Source organism: Roseicella sp. DB1501 (assembly GCF_013112485.1).
Taxonomy (GTDB): domain Bacteria; phylum Pseudomonadota; class Alphaproteobacteria; order Acetobacterales; family Acetobacteraceae; genus Paracraurococcus.
On sequence record NZ_JABFHG010000007.1, the window covers coordinates 18,868 to 33,501 of the forward strand.

The following is a 14,634-nucleotide window of genomic DNA, read 5'->3' on the forward strand; positions in this document are numbered from 1 at the left end:
ACGTGCGCTTCGCCGTGGTGATGTTCGGATCGCAATGGCGATCTTTCATCTTCACGTCAAGGTCATCGGCCGCAAGTCCGGCTCCAGCGCGGTGGCCTCCGCCGCCTACCGCTCGGCCTCGCGGTTGCGCGACGACCGGCTTGAGCGAAGCCATGACTTCTCCAACAAGCGCGGCGTCATCCATTCCGAGGTCATGCTGCCGGAAGATGCGCCCGAACAATGGCGCGACCGCGAGCGGCTTTGGAACGATGTCGAGGCGTTCGAGGTCAGGAAGGACGCCCAGCTTGCCCGCGAGGTGGAGTTCGCCTTGCCACGCGAGATGACGCAAGCACAGGGCATCGAACTGGCCCGCGACTTCGTGCAGTCCGAATTTGTCGATCAGGGCATGATCGCCGACCTCAATGTGCATTGGGACATGGCCGAGGATGGGACGGCCAAGCCTCACGCCCATGTCATGCTGAACATGCGATCCGTGGACGAGGACGGCTTCGGCCCGAAGGTGCGGGAGTGGAACCGCACCGAGATGGTCGAGCGTTGGCGCGAACGCTGGGCCGAACTGGCCAACGAGCGGCTGGCCGAACTCGACATCGACGCGCGCATCGACCATCGCAGCCTTGAGGCGCAGGGCATCGCGCTGGAGCCGCAAAGCCAGATCGGCGCGCCCGCGCAACGGATCGAAGGCGAAGGGATCGAGGCCGCCGACCGCGCGGAAATGCACCGCGAGATCGCGCACAACAACGGCGCCCGCATCATCGCCGATCCTTCCATCGCGCTGGACGCCATCACGCACCAGCAATCCACCTTCACGCGGCGCGACATGGCGATGTTCGCGCACCGGCACAGTGACGGGATCGACCAGTTCAACGAGGTCATGGGCGCGATGCGTGGCGCTCCCGATCTGGTCGAACTTGGCAGGGACGAACGGGGCGAGGACCGCTTCACCACCCGCGACATGATCGAGACCGAACAGCGCCTGCACCGCGCCGCCGAAGTCATGGCGGAGAAGGAGCGCCATGAGGTCGGCGACAGAGACCGCGAAACGGCGCTGGCGCGTGCGGAAGCGCGCGGCCTTGTCCTTTCGGGAGAGCAGGCCGAGGCGCTGGCGCATATCACGGACGGGCGCGATCTGGGCGTTGTGGTCGGTTATGCCGGGACGGGGAAGAGCGCGATGCTGGGCGTGGCGCGCGAAGCCTGGGAAGCGGCTGGCTATGAAGTCCGGGGCGTGGCGCTGTCCGGCATCGCCGCCGAGAATCTGGAAAGCGGATCGGGCATCGCATCACGCACCATCGCCAGCTTGGAACATGGTTGGGGACAGGGCCGCGACGTGCTCACTTCCCGCGATGTGCTTGTCATCGACGAGGCGGGCATGGTCGGCACGCGCCAGTTGGAGCGCGTGCTGTCCCATGCCGCCGAGGCTGGCGCCAAGGTGGTGCTGGTCGGCGATCCCCAGCAGTTGCAATCCATCGAGGCCGGCGCGGCGTTCCGCTCGATCTTCGAGCGCCACGGCGGGGCGGAGATCGGCGAGGTGCGCCGCCAGCGGGAGGACTGGCAGCGCGACGCCACGCGCGATCTGGCGACCGGCCGAACCGGCGATGCGATCCATGCCTATGACAGTCACGGCATGTTGCATGAGGCCGCGTCACGCGAACGGGCGCGCGATGATCTGATCGACCGCTGGGATCGCGACCGGCAGGCGTCGCCTGACCGCAGCCGCATCATACTCACCCACACCAACGACGAGGTTCGCGCCCTCAACGAGGCCGCGCGCGAACGGATGCGGGAAGCCGGCGATCTCGGCGATGACGTGCGCTTGGTGGTCGAACGCGGTGAGCGCGGCTTCGCCAGCGGAGATCGCGTCATGTTCCTTCAGAACGAGCGCGGCCTTGGCGTCAAGAACGGCACGCTCGGCACCATCGAACAGGTCAGCACGCAGAGCATAACCGTGCTCACCGATGATGGCCGTTCCGTTGGCTTCGACCTCAAGGATTACGACCGCATCGACCACGGCTATGCCGCGACCATCCACAAGGCGCAGGGCATGACCGTGGACCGCACGCATGTTCTGGCGACACCGGGCCTGGATGCTCACGGCAGCTATGTCGCCCTGTCGCGCCATCGCGACAGCATGGACCTGCACTATGGCCGCGATGACTTCGCTGACGAGAATAGGCTTGTCCGCACCCTGTCGCGCGACCGCGCCAAGGACATGGCGTCAGATTACGAGCCGGCACAGAGCTACGCCGAGCGGCGCGGCATCACCTTCCGCGGGCGCGTGGAGCGGGTGGTCGAGATCGTCAAGCAGGTTCCCAAGAAGGTGCGCGGCATGTTCGATGGCCTGCGCCTGCCTGCCGATGGCGGGCAGGAGCCGGAACGGGCGGCGCTGGAAAGGGAGAATGCGGCAGACCCGGAGAAGGCTTTGCGCCGCGCCCGGACCAAGGCGCTCATCCGCCATGCCCGCGCCGTGGATGCGATCTTCGAGGTGCAGGAGCGGGGCGGCAATGCCAGCCCGGAGCAGGTGAAGGAATTGCAAGAAGCCCGCAAGGTCTTCGAGGAGGTGCGGCCCCATGGCTCGCACGATGCCGAGGCCGCCTACAAGAAGAGCCCGGAACTTGCCTCGGAAGCGGCCACGGGACGCACCGCCCGCGCGATCCGCGCCCTACAGCTCGAGACCGAGCTGCGCACCGATCCGCAGCGCCGCGCCGACCGCTTCGTGGAGCGTTGGCGGAGCCTCGACCGCGCCAGCCAGCACCAGTACCAAGCGGGCGACATGTCCGGCTACAAGGCCACGCGGTCGGCGATGGGCGACATGGCAAAGAGTCTCGAACGCGATCCGCAGCTTGAATCCATCCTCGAAGGCCGCAAGAGAGACCTCGGCATCGGGATCGACTCGGGCCGCAGCCTTGGTCGGGAACTCGCCTTCAGCCACGGCATCGACCTCGGCATAGGCCGGGGCATCGGACTCTAACACCGCCTATTTTCCGCCGCCTATACCCCACAGCCCTACGACGCCTAAATCACTCTTGCACAACAAGAAATCCTTGGTCTGTCTGGTCTCTGCAATCGTCAGTAAAACCCGGCAGGAGGCAGCGAAGCCATGCCCGCACCAGACCGTATCGTCCGCATGAAAACCATTCTCGCCCGCACCGGCCTGTCCCGGTCCACCATCTACCGCAAGATCGCCGAGGGCACGTTCCCGCCCCGGATTAAGATCAGCATCAACGGCGCCGGCTGGAGGGAATCCGACATCGACCGCTGGGTCGCCGATCCCGTGGCGTGGCGACCGCGAAGCGGGTCTGACTTCAATGACTGATCGGGCAGACACCGCGCCGCATCGCAGAGGCGCCAAGCCGCCGACAGCATCGGAGCAGCTTGAAGCGCTGTTAGGCTATCCGTGGCCGTTCCCCGGCAGGCCGCCCAAACACGACCTCTCCACATGGACCGTCACCGACGATTGGCCCGATCCCGTTCCGGTGACGGAAGCCGAGATCGAGGTCTTCGAGCGATGGTTCGGCGATTTGTTCGACGAACTGTTTGGGCCGGACGCTTGAACATCCCCTATTGCGGAATGAGTTATAGTGTGGTACATACTCCCATCGTTGGAGTGAGCCTGTGATCGTAGGCTTTCGGGATGACTGGTTGCGGGCCTTCTTTGTGGATGATGTCCGCTCCCGCAACATCCCGGCCGATCTCGAAGCCCGGTTGTTCAGAAAGCTCCAGATGATCGACGACGCCGTGACCGATCAGGACTTGCGCGTACCGCCCAGCAATCACTTCGAGAAGCTGCGCGGCAATCTGGCGGGGTTGCATTCGATCCGCGTCAACCAGCAATGGCGGTTGATCTTCCGCTGGGATGGCGTGCGCGGCGAGGCGGACGGAATTTATCTGGACGATCACAGCTACCGATGAAAGCGAGGCAAAGATGCTGACCACCAAGCGCAAGCCGGCGACTGTCGGCGAAATCCTCACCGAAGAGTTCATGCAGCCGATGGGGTTGACGCAGGGTGCGCTCGCCGAGGCGATGGGCGTTCAGCGCAAGCATGTCAACGAACTGTGCGGCAACCGCAGAAACGTGACGGCGGCGACGGCCCTGATCCTGGCCCGTGTGTTCGGCAACAGCCCCGACTTCTGGCTCAACGTGCAGCGGCGCAGCGATCTTTGGGAGGTGATGAACACGCCGAAGGAGCGCGAGCGGATCAAGCGCGCACGCCCGTTGCAGAGCGCGGCCTGAGTCATGCGACCTCACCGCTCGGGCCGGAACAACAGTTGAGAAGGAGGCATTGCCCATGACCGTACCGCAGCGCGCCGCTCTCTATCTGCGCGTCTCGACGGCGCGGCAGGCCGAGCATGATGTCTCCATCCCCGATCAGAAGCGCCAGGGCGAAGCCTATTGCGCCTCGCGCGGCTATCAGCTCGTCGAAACCTATGTGGAGCCGGGCGCATCGGCGACCAACGACCGTCGCCCCGAGTTCCAGCGTATGATCGAGGCGGGCACGTCGAAGCCCGCGCCCTTCGATGTGGTCGTGGTGCACTCGTTCAGCCGTTTCTTCCGCGACCATTTCGAGCTGGAGTTCTATGTCAGGAAGCTGGCGAAGAACGGGGTGAAGCTCGTCTCGATCACGCAGGAGATGGGCGACGATCCGATGCACGTCATGATGCGGCAGATCATGGCGCTGTTCGACGAATATCAGTCGAAGGAAAACGCCAAGCACGTCATCCGCGCCTTGAAGGAGAATGCACGGCAAGGTTTCTGGAACGGTTCGCTGCCGCCCATCGGCTACCGCGTCGTCGCGGCCGAGCAGCGCGGCGCGAAGACCAAGAAGAAGCTGGAGATCGACCCGCTCCACGCGGAGACGGTGCGGCTTATCTACCGGCTTGCGCTCCACGGCGATGGCGACCACGGCCAGATGGGCGTGAAGAACATCGTCAGCCATCTGAACCGCAACCGCATCTTCACCCGCGACGGCGGGCGCTGGGGCATCGGCCAAGTCCACCGCATCCTGACCCGCCGCACCTACATGGGCGAGCACGAGTTCAACAAACGGTCCAAGAGCAAGGAATTGAAACCCATCAGCGAGATCGTCGTCGTGCCGGTGCCGCCAATCATCGACCGAGAGACCTTTGACGCGGTGCAGGCGCTGCTCAAGGCCCGCCATCCCGCAGTGACGCCATCCGCCGTCATCAGCGGCCCAACCCTTCTTACCGGCCTGATCCACTGCGCCAAGTGCGGTGGGGCCATGACCATCCGCACCGGCAAGGGCGGGCGCTATCGGTATTACGCCTGCTCCATGAAAGCCCGGCAGGGGCCGACCGCTTGCGAGGGCATGGCGGTGCCGATGGACAAGCTGGACGATCTGGTCGCCAGCCATCTCGAAGACCGTCTGCTCCAGCCCGAGCGGCTGGAAACGATCCTCGCCGCCGTGCTCGACCGGAGGCAGGAGCGCAGCGAGCGTCAGCGCGAGCACATTGCCGAACTGAACAAGCGAGCGGCAGAGTCCGAAGCGCGCCTCAAGCGGCTCTACGACGCTATCGAGGCGGGCGTCGCCGACCTGGACGACCCGGCGCTCAAGGACCGCATCGACGGCCTCAAGGCCATCCGCGATCAGGCGAAGGCCGATGCCGAGCGCGCCCAGGCCATGCTCCAGAACTCAGGGAGCAAGGCGGTCACGCCGCAGATGCTCAGCAAGTTTGCCCGCGCCGCGCGCCAGCGCATCCGGCTTGAAGGCGGCGGCTACCGCCGCGACCATCTCCGCGCGCTCGCCCAGCGCGTCGAGGTCGCCGATGGCGAGGTCCGCATCATGGGATCGAAGTCTCGGCTGCTTCAGGCGCTTGTGGCGAACGGTAGCGTAAACTCAGTGCCCATTCAGGGACTGAAGTGGCGGAGAGGGTGGGATTCGAACCCACGGTAGGCTTGCACCTACTTCGGTTTTCGAGACCGACGCGATCGACCACTCTGCCACCTCTCCGCAGGCGGGTCGCGCGGCCCTATAAGCGGTGGCGCCGGCCGGCGCAACGCCCTTGCGGCCGGCAGCTCCCAGGGCCGCCCCCCTGCCCGGCGTTGACGTCACCGCGCCGCCGCCGCTATAAGCCCCGCCTCCCGGCGGCGCCCCTGCGCCGACGGCGGCCGCTCGCGGCCGGACATTCCATAGAACTTTCCGGGGCGGTGTCGCCTCGGCACGCAATCCTGGCCCGGCCAGGAGGGGCCGCACGATGACCTTCGCAGTGATCCGCACCGGCGGAAAGCAGTACCGGGTGACGCCGAACGCCGTGCTCACGGTTGAGAAGCTGGAGGCCGAGCCCGGCGCCAGCATCACCTTCCACGACGTGCTGGCGCTCGGCACCGAGGGCGGCCTGACCCTCGGCGCGCCGACCGTCCCCGGGGCGAGCGTGACCGCCACCGTGGTCGAGCAGACCCGCGGCCCGAAGGTCATCATCCTCAAGAAGAAGCGCCGCCAGAACTACCGGCGCAAGCGCGGCCACCGGCAGGACCTGACCGTGCTGCGCATCGCCGAGATCGCGGCGGCCTAAGGAGACAGGACGATGGCACATAAGAAGGCCGGCGGTTCCTCCCGCAACGGGCGCGACAGCGCCGGCAAGCGTCTCGGCGTGAAGCTCTTCGGCGGCCAGGCCGTGCGCGCCGGCAACATCATCGTGACCCAGCGCGGCACGAAGATGATGCCGGGCCGCCATGTCTATGTCGGCCGCACCCATTCGCTGCACGCCGCCATCGATGGCCGCGTGAAGTTCGAGCGCAAGGCCGAGGGCCGCGTCGCCGTCTCGGTCGAGGCCCTGCCCCAGGCGGCGGAATAGCTCGCCGCATCACGTCAGCCCGCGACCGCGTGCTGGAACGGGGGCCTCCTGGCCCCCGTTCGCGTTTTCAGGACCCTGTTCCGCCATGAAATTCCTGGACGAAGCCAAGGTCTGGGTGAAGGCCGGCGATGGCGGCGACGGCGTCGTCGCCTTCCGCCGCGAGAAGTACATCGAATTCGGCGGCCCGGATGGCGGCAATGGCGGCAAGGGCGGCGATGTGATCGTCGAGGCGGTGGAGGGGCTGAACACCCTCATCGACTACCGCTACGCGCAGCATTTCCGGGCCCGCAAGGGCGGCAATGGCGCCGGCTCCGACCGCACCGGCGCCGGTTCGGACGACGTGGTGCTGAAGGTGCCGGTCGGCACCCAGATCCTCGCCGAGGACAAGGAAACGCTGCTCGCCGATCTCGACGCGCCGGGCAAGCGCGTGGTCATCGCCCATGGCGGCGATGGCGGCTACGGCAACGCGCATTACAAGACCAGCACCAACCGCGCCCCGCGCCGCGCCGACAAGGGCTGGCCGGGCGAGGAGCACTGGATCTGGCTGCGCCTGAAGCTGATCGCCGATGCCGGGCTGGTCGGGCTGCCGAATGCCGGCAAGTCCACCTTCCTCGCCGCCGTCTCGGCGGCGCGGCCGAAGATCGCCGACTACCCCTTCACCACCCTGCATCCGCAATTGGGGGTGGTGCGGCTGAACGCCTCCGAGGAGTTCGTCCTCGCCGATATCCCCGGCCTGATCGAGGGGGCGCATGAGGGGGTGGGGCTCGGTGACCGCTTCCTCGGTCATGTCGAGCGCTGCGCCGTGCTGCTGCACCTCATCGATGGCAGCCAACCGGACCCCGTCCGCGCCTGGCGCACGGTGCGCGGGGAACTCGAGCAGTACGGCCATGGCCTAGCCGAGAAGCCGGAGGTCCTGGCCCTCAACAAGCTGGATGCGATGACGCCGCAGGCCCGGGCGAGCCGTCGCCAAGCGCTGGAGCGCGCCGCCGGCCGGCCGGTGCTTCTGCTCTCCGGCGCCACCGGCGAGGGCGTGGCGGAGGCGCTACGGGCCCTGGCCGGACCGGTCGCTGCGGCACGCGCCACCCGGCAGGAGGCGGTGCCGCCTGCCGCCTCGTCTCTGTCGGCCGGCGGCTGAGCCTTCGTTCGCGCCTTGCCGCCGGCTTCCCCGCGACGCCATGCACCGGCGTCGCGGGCCTCCGTCAGACGCCGCGGACCAGGCCGAAGATCAGCGAGATCACGAACAGCACCAGGAAGATGGTGAACAGCACCTTGGCGATGCCGGCGGAGGCGGAGGCGATGCCACCGAAGCCGAACAGGCCGGCCACGAGGGCGATGACCAGGAAGATCAGGGTCCAGTAGAGCATGCGCGCGTCCTCCGCAGCGTTGGCCGCGGATGAACGCCAGCCTCCCGCCGCGGTTGCCGATGCTCAACGATCCGGCAGGAACATCCTGGTGCGGGCCCGGCCTCTCCGCCCCGCCCGGCGCGGCGACGGGCCGCCGGCCCGGCCACATTCCGGCGCATGGTGGCCCCGCGCAGGGCCTCAGACCGGCCGCACCCCGCGCGTCACCGCCTGGAAGGTCGCCACCGCCAGGGTCGTCGGGTCGAAGGGCTTGGTGATGACGAAGGCCGGCTCCAGGGCCTCGCCGGTCAGCAGCCGCTCGGGATAGGCGGTGACGAAGATCACCGGCGCCGTCAGGTGCTTCAGGATGCGCGCCACGGCATGCGCCCCGTCGCCCCCCGCGCCGAGATTGATGTCGGCCAGCACCAAGCCGGGCCGCTCCGCCTCGGCCAGCGCCACCGCCTCCGCCTCGGTCGCGGCGATGCCGACGACGCTGTGGCCGCAGCGCTCCACCAACTCCTGGATGTCGAGGGCGATGATCGGCTCGTCCTCGATGATCAGCACCCGGGTGGCGACCCCGGTGCGCAGGCTGTCCCGCGCCAGCCGCAGCTCAAGCTCGGCCGTCGCCGGCACGATCCGGCAGGCGGCCGCGGCGGCCGTCAGCGGCTGTTCCTCGAGCGCCGTCAGCAGCAGCAGCATGCGCTGCAGCAGCGACATCTCCCCCTCCGCCGCGCCGCCCTCGGGCGCCGGCTCGGCCGCCCTCACCCGGTCGCCGATCGCGCCATAGAGGGCGATTCGCGCCTCGGCATCGGCGGAGAGCCCCGCCGCCGAGCTGCCGAGCACCTGCCGCAGCGCCTCCGCCACCACCTCGTCGCCGCGTTGCTGGCTCCCGGTCAGGGCCCGGGCATAGCGCCGCGCATAGGGAAGCGCACGGATCAACGTGCCGCGATCCATTACTGTCATGTCGCTCGCGCCTCGACCGCTCCTCGGGTTGTCATCTGGCGCACAAGCCCGACGTCCTCGCTGCCATGGATGCCATACGAGACGGTTGATATTGAGCGTCCGGTGACCGAACAAGCCACGGATAGGGGACTGCGCGCCGCCCTCGCGGGATTGTTGCCCGAGTTGCGCGCCTTTGCCCGATTCCTCTGCGGCTCCCGCACCGAGGCGGACGACCTCGTGCAGGAAGCCCTCGCCCGCACCCTGCGCAGCCTGGACGACCGGACCGAGCCGGTGGAGGACCTCCGCGCCTGGTGCCTCGCCGTCATCCGCAACGTTTTCCACGAGCAGCTCCGGGCCCGTAAGCGCGAGGCGAACCGGCTGCGCGACGCCGTCCCGGAGGAGCCCCGCGCGCCGCCGCAGGAGACGCCCGGCCAGATGCGCGACCTCGCCCGGGCGCTCGCCACCCTGCCGCCCCTGCTGCGCGAGGCCGTGATCCTGGTCGGCGCCCAGGGCCTGTCGCATGCCGAGGCGGCGGCGGTCTGCGGCGTGCCGGTCGGCACCATCAAGGCCCGCGTGTCGCGCGGGCGGAAACTGCTCGCCGAAACTCTCGGTTCTGTTACCTGCTAACGGTTCCGCGATGCAACCCCGGCCCGCTGGCGATCATTGGTCAGCATCAGAAAGCAAGGGGACGCATCGATGGACGGCATGACCAATATCCAGCCGAAGACCACCGAGACGAAGCCGCGGCGCGGCACCCCGGCCAGCGCCGAGTTCCACAATCAGCTGGTTGCGCTTCTCCCCAAGCTTCGCGTTCAGGCCCTGGCGCTGACCCGGAATCGCGCCGCGGCGGAAGATCTGGTCCAGGATGCCGTGGCGAATGCTTTGGCGGCGCAGGAGAGCTTCACGCCGGGCACCAATTTCGCCGCCTGGATGCATCGCATCCTGCGCAACCGCTTCATCTCCACCCTGCGCAAGCAGCGCGAGACCACGGATATCGAGGACCTGCCGATGTCGGCCTTCGCGGTCGGCGCCGCGCATGAGGATCGCATGGTGCTGAAGGAGCTCTCGCGTGCCCTTGGTCGCCTGCCGAGCGACCAGCGCGAGGCGCTGTTCATGGTGGTGCTGCAGGGTCTCTCCTATGAGGAGGTGGCGCAGGCCACCGGCTGCGCCGTCGGCACCGCCAAGAGCCGCGTCTTCCGGGCCCGCCGCCAGCTGCAGACCTGGCTGACCGGCGAGGAGCGGTCGGAGCGGCAGGTGTCGAGGACCGAGCGTTCCGACATCGTTCGGATTGGCGAAATCCGCGCCGGAGTCTAAACTGCTATGATGCGGAGTGCGGCGGCGGTCCTGTCACGGACCGCTGCCAGCCCGTCCTTCTCGGCGGCTGTGATGGGCAAGACGGATCAGAAGAGACCGAACAATCCGGCCATGGCCGAGGCTGATCAGGAGGGCGAGGCGGTGGATAACGCCTTCGACCTGTGGCTGCGTCGTGGGTTGCACCAGCTTTACGACACGGTCGCAAAGGAGCCGATCCCCGAGGATCTGCTACGGATGATTGAGGAAGATCGCAACTCCGAGCAGGAGTAAGCGAGTGGTGGGCGCGCGGCGGCATCCGGTGAGAGGATGGGCACGGATCCGGGAGAGGCTTTGTCCTGGCCTCGCCACAGGCAATCCATGCCGCCCGCGGATCATGAGCATCTTCTAATATTTGATAGATTATCGATATTTTAAACCGGCAGCGGCTCATACTACAAAGGTCAGCGAAGCTGCCAAAAGGCAGCGCTCGAGGAGCTTCCGAGGAAGTTCGGCATTCTCAAGACGCTGAGGTGGCCCTTGGGAAAGCTTGAGCTTATCGGCCTGTCGGACATTTCGATGGAACAATTGTTCTCGAAGATTACGAAAACGGAGGCGCTGCTGCACGCCTTGAAGCACGAACTCGTGCGCCGCTGCCGGCCGGAGCTGGAGAACCCGATCCTGCACCGGCATAGCCTGAGCCAGCGAAGCATCCCCAGGAAGGCCCGACCGGTCGGATCTCGGCCGCCACTCTCCAAAAGCGCGGACTGGCGGGACTGAACCACCGCGGCCGGGGTCGCTGACGCGCAGTGCGTCAAGGAATTCGACTGGACATTGCCTGTTCTGGCCGTCCCGCGGATCCATTGCCCCCATCGCCGCTGCAGGCAGCATGGCGCCAGTGATGTAACGGAAATTATAGCAAGCGGAGAATGTCAGAATATCCGCGCCATGCTGCGCCTCACCGTGCGTCGTCCCGAAGAGCCATCATGCCGACATCGCGAGTTTCCTGCCCGATGCCTGGGGCCCGAAGGTCAGCATCGACGGGAGCGCCATCATGCGGATCCGCACCGGGCCCAACGAGATCCGATGCCGAACCCCGGCACACCTGGTCCTGATCCGGTTCGCGCCGCAATCCCGGCGCGAGATCATGCTGAACGGCGCCCAGCGATCGGTCTTGCGGGCTGCCGCCGGTTCGATGGAGATCATGCCGGCCTCCTCCGATCTTTTCGCCCGCTGGACCACACCCAAGGATTCCCTGCTGCTGGCCCTCGATCACGACCCGCTCGCCCGGCTCGCTGGCATCGAGCCGGGGACGGATGATTTCGAGTTCCATCCCCCGCAACCTGGCACGATCGACGAGAAGGCGACGTTCATCGCGGCCATGATCAAGGACGAGATGGACCACGGCATTTATATGAACACGGCGTATTTCAACGCCCTGATCACCGTCCTGAAGATTCACCTCCTCAGGGGCTATTCATCCCTCGTCCCGAGCGGCCCTTCCCCGGACCGTGGCGGGCTTCCGCCGCATTCCTGGCGGAAGGTGACGGACTACATCCAGGCCAACCTGGCGGCGGACCTGTCCATCCCGCATCTGGCCGGGCTGCTGGGCCTGTCGCCCAGCCACTTCCTGCGCTGCTTCCGCCAGTCCTGCGGCCGGGCCCCCCACCAATACGTCCTGGAGCAGCGGCTGGCGCTGGCCGAGCACCTCGCCAGGACGACCCGCACGCCCCTGGCTAAGGTCGCCGAGATGGCCGGCTTCTCCAGCGCCAGCCATATGACGGCGATGATGCGGCGGTTGCGGAACGCCACGCCGGGCGCCTTGCGCCGCGAGGCGCGGCAGCAGCACCCGTAAGGCGGGGCCACCGCCGCGCGGCCCATGCGGCGCGCGCCCTCAGGCCGAGAGCGCCGTCTGCATCTCGGGCGGCGCCGTCCGCGCCCGCTTGGCCAGCAGCTTGTTCAGCGCATGCACATAGGCGCGGGCCGAAGCGACAATGGTGTCGGTATCCGAGCCCTGCCCGTCCACCAGCTTGCCGTTCTCCTCCAGCCGCACCGTCACGCGGGCCTGGGCATCGGTGCCGCCGGTCACGCTCTGCACCGCGTAGAGCTTCAGCCCGACCTCGTGCGGGAAGGCCTGGCGGATGGCGATGAAGGTGGCATCCACCGCGCCGTCGCCGCTCGCCATGCCGTCATGCCGCTGGCCGTCGATCTCGAGCGTCACCGAGGCCATGGGCTTGGTGCCGAGGCCGGTCGAGACGTTCAGCCCGGTCAGCTTCACCCGGTCGTTGCCGCGCACCACCTCGTCATCGACCAGGGCGGCGACGTCCTCGTCATAGACCACCTTCTTGCGGTCGGCGATGTCCTTGAAGCGGCGGAAGGCGTCGTTCAGCGCGTTGTCGCCGAGCTCGCCATAGCCCAGCGCCTTCAGCTTGTCGCGGAAGGCGGCGCGGCCGGAATGCTTGCCGAGCACCAGGGAGTTGGTCGACCAGCCGACGCTCTCCGGCGTCATGATCTCGTAGGTCGAGGCGTCCTTCAGCACGCCGTCCTGGTGGATGCCGCTCTCATGCGCGAAGGCGTTGCGGCCGACGATCGCCTTGTTCGGCTGCACGTCGAAGCCGGTGATGGTCGCCAGCAGCCGGCTGGTCTTCAGGATGCGCTCGGAGGTGATGCCGGTGCGGAAGGGCAGCGCGTCGTGCCGCGTGCGCAGCGCCATCGCCACCTCCTCGAGGCTGGCATTGCCCGCCCGCTCGCCGATGCCGTTGATCGTGCTCTCGATCTGCCGCACGCCGGCCTGGATGGCGGCGACGGTGTTGGCCACCGCCATGCCGAGGTCGTTGTGGTTGTGCGCCGAGAGCACGACCTTCTCGATGCCCGGCACCCGGTTGCGCAGGTCGCGGAAGATCCGCGCCATGTCCTCGGGCAGCGAGTAGCCGACCGTGTCGGGGATGTTGATGGTGGTGGCGCCCGCCTTGATCGCGGTTTCGACGCAGCGGCAGAGGAAGTCGGGATCGGTGCGGCTGCCGTCCTCGGCGGACCATTCCACGTCGTCGGAATGGCTGCGGCCGAGGGTGACGCTGCGCTCGATCGCCTCCAGCACCTCCTCGCGGCTCATGCGCAGCTTCACCCGCATGTGCAGGTCGCTGGTCGCCAGCACGATATGGACGCGCTTGCGGGCGGCGGGCTTCAGCGCCTCGCCCGAGGCGTTGATGTCGGCGGCGTTGGCGCGCGACAGGCTGGCCACCACCGGGCCGTCCTTGGCGAATTTACGGGCGATCGACTGCACGCTCTCGAAATCGCCGGGCGAGGCGATGGCGAAGCCCGCCTCCATGACGTCGACGCCGAGCTCGGCCAGCGCCTCGGCCATGCGCAGCTTCTCCTCGAGGTTCATCGAGAAGCCGGGCGACTGCTCGCCGTCGCGCAGGGTCGTGTCGAAGAAGATGATGCGGTTGTCGTCCAGCGTGCCGAAGCTGGGATGGGTGATGGCCATGGGTGTGATCCTTCGGAGCGGTGTCGTCAGCCAGGCGGGCGCGCAGGCGGCGCCTCAGGTCCCCTGAGCGGTGGCGGCCGGTCAGCCGCGCGTCACGCCCAGGGGCGGCTAAGTCGAAGGAGGAGAAGGCCGAGGGGCAGGCGCGCGCGGCCGGCGGCGGGAAGGCCGCGGATCAGGCCATTGAGAGGGCCCAGCTTGCGCGCATGCGATGCCATCGTGGCGGGCACCCTAGCCAGGGCGGCCGTGGTCGTCCAGTCCGGAAATCGGCGGGCGGATTGCGCCGCGCCGCCCCATCCCCTATAGGCCGCAGCTTCCCGCGGCCGGTCGGTATCGGCTGCGCCAAGCTGCATGAGCGCGCCATGAAGTCCGACATCCATCCCGATTATCACGAGATCACCATCGTCATGACCGATGGGACGACCTTCAAGACCCGGTCCTGCATGGGCAAGGAAGGCGACACGCTGCGGCTCGACATCGACCCGAAGTCGCACCCGGCCTGGACCGGCGTGCAGCGCGTGATCGACACCGGCGGGCAGGTGGCGAAGTTCAACAAGCGCTTCGCCAGCATCGGCACGCGGAAGAAGTAGTCTCTCAACCCTCAGGCGCCGGGCGCGAGCCTCACGGTTTGCTTGGCTTCACCGCGATTGCGGCGGGCCCGTTCGGGGCCTCGGACTGGTCAAAGGACCGGTCCGTTTGCCTAAGCCATTCGTCTCGCCTGATAATTTTCGGCAGCGCCGCCCCCTTGAACCGGGGGGCGGCGCTTTCCAT

At 67.6% G+C, this 14,634-nt stretch carries 18 protein-coding genes and 1 tRNA gene; 15 read left to right on the top strand and 4 right to left on the bottom strand.

Annotated features, from left to right (window positions below; genetic code table 11):
- Positions 1 to 34: 34 nt before the first annotated feature.
- From traA to HJG45_RS14790, 6 genes are all read left to right on the top strand, one after another.
- A complete protein-coding gene (gene traA, locus HJG45_RS14765) occupies positions 35 to 2,965 on the top strand; it encodes a Ti-type conjugative transfer relaxase TraA (protein WP_006023182.1) in 2,931 nt (976 codons plus the stop codon).
- 129 nt (positions 2,966 to 3,094) lie between these two features.
- Positions 3,095 to 3,310 carry an AlpA family transcriptional regulator gene (locus HJG45_RS14770; protein WP_006023183.1) on the top strand — a complete coding sequence of 72 codons (216 nt, stop codon included), beginning with the start codon at positions 3,095 to 3,097 and terminating at the stop codon, positions 3,308 to 3,310.
- Entirely contained in the window at positions 3,303 to 3,548 is a 246-nt protein-coding gene (locus tag HJG45_RS14775; RefSeq protein ID WP_006023184.1) for a hypothetical protein, read from the top strand. The genes HJG45_RS14770 and HJG45_RS14775 overlap by 8 nt, the downstream gene beginning before the upstream one ends.
- 61 nt (positions 3,549 to 3,609) lie before the next feature.
- A complete protein-coding gene (locus HJG45_RS14780; protein ID WP_006023185.1) occupies positions 3,610 to 3,906 on the top strand; it encodes a type II toxin-antitoxin system RelE/ParE family toxin in 297 nt (98 codons plus the stop codon).
- A 13-nt stretch (positions 3,907 to 3,919) separates the two neighbouring features.
- The gene (locus HJG45_RS14785; protein WP_006023186.1) at positions 3,920 to 4,228 is read left to right on the top strand and encodes a HigA family addiction module antitoxin; all 309 of its coding nucleotides are present in this window, start codon (positions 3,920 to 3,922) and stop codon (positions 4,226 to 4,228) included.
- 55 nt (positions 4,229 to 4,283) lie between these two features.
- A complete protein-coding gene (locus HJG45_RS14790; RefSeq protein WP_171612884.1) occupies positions 4,284 to 5,906 on the top strand; it encodes a recombinase family protein in 1,623 nt (540 codons plus the stop codon).
- Here HJG45_RS14790 and HJG45_RS14795 read toward each other — a convergent pair.
- Positions 5,874 to 5,963 (bottom strand) — tRNA-Ser (locus HJG45_RS14795). The two genes, HJG45_RS14790 and HJG45_RS14795, sit on opposite strands and share 33 nt — an antisense overlap.
- 244 nt (positions 5,964 to 6,207) lie before the next feature.
- Here HJG45_RS14795 and rplU point away from each other — a divergent pair.
- From rplU to obgE, 3 genes are all read left to right on the top strand, one after another.
- Positions 6,208 to 6,525 carry a 50S ribosomal protein L21 gene (gene rplU, locus HJG45_RS14800; protein ID WP_171612885.1) on the top strand — a complete coding sequence of 106 codons (318 nt, stop codon included), beginning with the start codon at positions 6,208 to 6,210 and terminating at the stop codon, positions 6,523 to 6,525.
- Positions 6,526 to 6,537: 12 nt separating this feature from the next.
- Positions 6,538 to 6,807 (top strand): 50S ribosomal protein L27, encoded by a 270-nt coding sequence (gene rpmA / locus HJG45_RS14805; protein ID WP_111472341.1) that lies wholly within the window; start codon positions 6,538 to 6,540, stop codon positions 6,805 to 6,807.
- 85 nt (positions 6,808 to 6,892) lie between these two features.
- Positions 6,893 to 7,942: a GTPase ObgE gene (obgE, locus tag HJG45_RS14810; protein ID WP_171612886.1), complete on the top strand. Its 1,050-nt coding sequence runs from the start codon at positions 6,893 to 6,895 to the stop codon at positions 7,940 to 7,942.
- A gap of 64 nt (positions 7,943 to 8,006) precedes the next feature.
- On the opposite strand, the gene HJG45_RS14815 is transcribed toward obgE, so the two are convergent.
- Positions 8,007 to 8,171, bottom strand: coding sequence for a DUF1328 domain-containing protein (locus tag HJG45_RS14815; protein WP_171612887.1), 165 nt, complete (start codon positions 8,169 to 8,171; stop codon positions 8,007 to 8,009).
- A 177-nt stretch (positions 8,172 to 8,348) separates the two neighbouring features.
- Positions 8,349 to 9,110 (bottom strand): PhyR family response regulator anti-anti-sigma factor, encoded by a 762-nt coding sequence (locus tag HJG45_RS14820; protein WP_171612888.1) that lies wholly within the window; start codon positions 9,108 to 9,110, stop codon positions 8,349 to 8,351.
- A gap of 102 nt (positions 9,111 to 9,212) precedes the next feature.
- Between HJG45_RS14820 and HJG45_RS14825 the strand changes: the two genes are divergently transcribed.
- From HJG45_RS14825 to HJG45_RS14845, 5 genes are all read left to right on the top strand, one after another.
- Complete coding sequence (locus tag HJG45_RS14825) at positions 9,213 to 9,716, top strand: sigma-70 family RNA polymerase sigma factor (RefSeq protein WP_368040596.1); 504 nt, start codon at positions 9,213 to 9,215, stop codon at positions 9,714 to 9,716.
- 78 nt (positions 9,717 to 9,794) lie between these two features.
- Complete coding sequence (locus HJG45_RS14830; protein WP_171613169.1) at positions 9,795 to 10,403, top strand: sigma-70 family RNA polymerase sigma factor; 609 nt, start codon at positions 9,795 to 9,797, stop codon at positions 10,401 to 10,403.
- A 72-nt stretch (positions 10,404 to 10,475) separates the two neighbouring features.
- Entirely contained in the window at positions 10,476 to 10,673 is a 198-nt protein-coding gene (locus HJG45_RS14835) for a hypothetical protein (protein WP_171612890.1), read from the top strand.
- 246 nt (positions 10,674 to 10,919) lie between these two features.
- Positions 10,920 to 11,159 (top strand): hypothetical protein, encoded by a 240-nt coding sequence (locus tag HJG45_RS14840; RefSeq protein ID WP_171612891.1) that lies wholly within the window; start codon positions 10,920 to 10,922, stop codon positions 11,157 to 11,159.
- Positions 11,160 to 11,433: 274 nt separating this feature from the next.
- On the top strand, positions 11,434 to 12,234 hold the full coding sequence (locus HJG45_RS14845) for a helix-turn-helix domain-containing protein (RefSeq protein ID WP_171612892.1): 801 nt from the start codon (positions 11,434 to 11,436) through the stop codon (positions 12,232 to 12,234).
- Between the two features lie 39 nt (positions 12,235 to 12,273).
- Here the strand turns inward: HJG45_RS14845 and HJG45_RS14850 are convergent, their stop codons facing one another.
- Complete coding sequence (locus HJG45_RS14850) at positions 12,274 to 13,866, bottom strand: 2-isopropylmalate synthase (protein ID WP_171612893.1); 1,593 nt, start codon at positions 13,864 to 13,866, stop codon at positions 12,274 to 12,276.
- Positions 13,867 to 14,225: 359 nt separating this feature from the next.
- Here HJG45_RS14850 and rpmE point away from each other — a divergent pair, with 359 nt between their 5' ends.
- Entirely contained in the window at positions 14,226 to 14,453 is a 228-nt protein-coding gene (gene rpmE / locus HJG45_RS14855; RefSeq protein WP_171612894.1) for a 50S ribosomal protein L31, read from the top strand.
- Positions 14,454 to 14,634 lie beyond the last annotated feature (181 nt).

Bases quoted from the DNA above. Each gene is read 5' to 3' on its own strand.
- traA (WP_006023182.1), top strand. From the start codon at position 35: ATGGCGATCTTTCATCTTCACGTCAAGGTCATCGGCCGCAAGTCCGGC.
- HJG45_RS14770 (WP_006023183.1), top strand. From the start codon at position 3,095: ATGCCCGCACCAGACCGTATCGTCCGCATGAAAACCATTCTCGCCCGC.
- rplU (WP_171612885.1), top strand. From the start codon at position 6,208: ATGACCTTCGCAGTGATCCGCACCGGCGGAAAGCAGTACCGGGTGACG.
- HJG45_RS14830 (WP_171613169.1), top strand. From the start codon at position 9,795: ATGACCAATATCCAGCCGAAGACCACCGAGACGAAGCCGCGGCGCGGC.
- obgE (WP_171612886.1), top strand. From the start codon at position 6,893: ATGAAATTCCTGGACGAAGCCAAGGTCTGGGTGAAGGCCGGCGATGGC.
- rpmE (WP_171612894.1), top strand. From the start codon at position 14,226: ATGAAGTCCGACATCCATCCCGATTATCACGAGATCACCATCGTCATG.
- HJG45_RS14790 (WP_171612884.1), top strand. From the start codon at position 4,284: ATGACCGTACCGCAGCGCGCCGCTCTCTATCTGCGCGTCTCGACGGCG.
- HJG45_RS14775 (WP_006023184.1), top strand. From the start codon at position 3,303: ATGACTGATCGGGCAGACACCGCGCCGCATCGCAGAGGCGCCAAGCCG.
- HJG45_RS14815 (WP_171612887.1), bottom strand. From the start codon at position 8,171: ATGCTCTACTGGACCCTGATCTTCCTGGTCATCGCCCTCGTGGCCGGC.
- HJG45_RS14845 (WP_171612892.1), top strand. From the start codon at position 11,434: ATGCGGATCCGCACCGGGCCCAACGAGATCCGATGCCGAACCCCGGCA.
- HJG45_RS14820 (WP_171612888.1), bottom strand. From the start codon at position 9,110: ATGACAGTAATGGATCGCGGCACGTTGATCCGTGCGCTTCCCTATGCG.
- rpmA (WP_111472341.1), top strand. From the start codon at position 6,538: ATGGCACATAAGAAGGCCGGCGGTTCCTCCCGCAACGGGCGCGACAGC.
- HJG45_RS14835 (WP_171612890.1), top strand. From the start codon at position 10,476: ATGGGCAAGACGGATCAGAAGAGACCGAACAATCCGGCCATGGCCGAG.
- HJG45_RS14850 (WP_171612893.1), bottom strand. From the start codon at position 13,866: ATGGCCATCACCCATCCCAGCTTCGGCACGCTGGACGACAACCGCATC.
- HJG45_RS14785 (WP_006023186.1), top strand. From the start codon at position 3,920: ATGCTGACCACCAAGCGCAAGCCGGCGACTGTCGGCGAAATCCTCACC.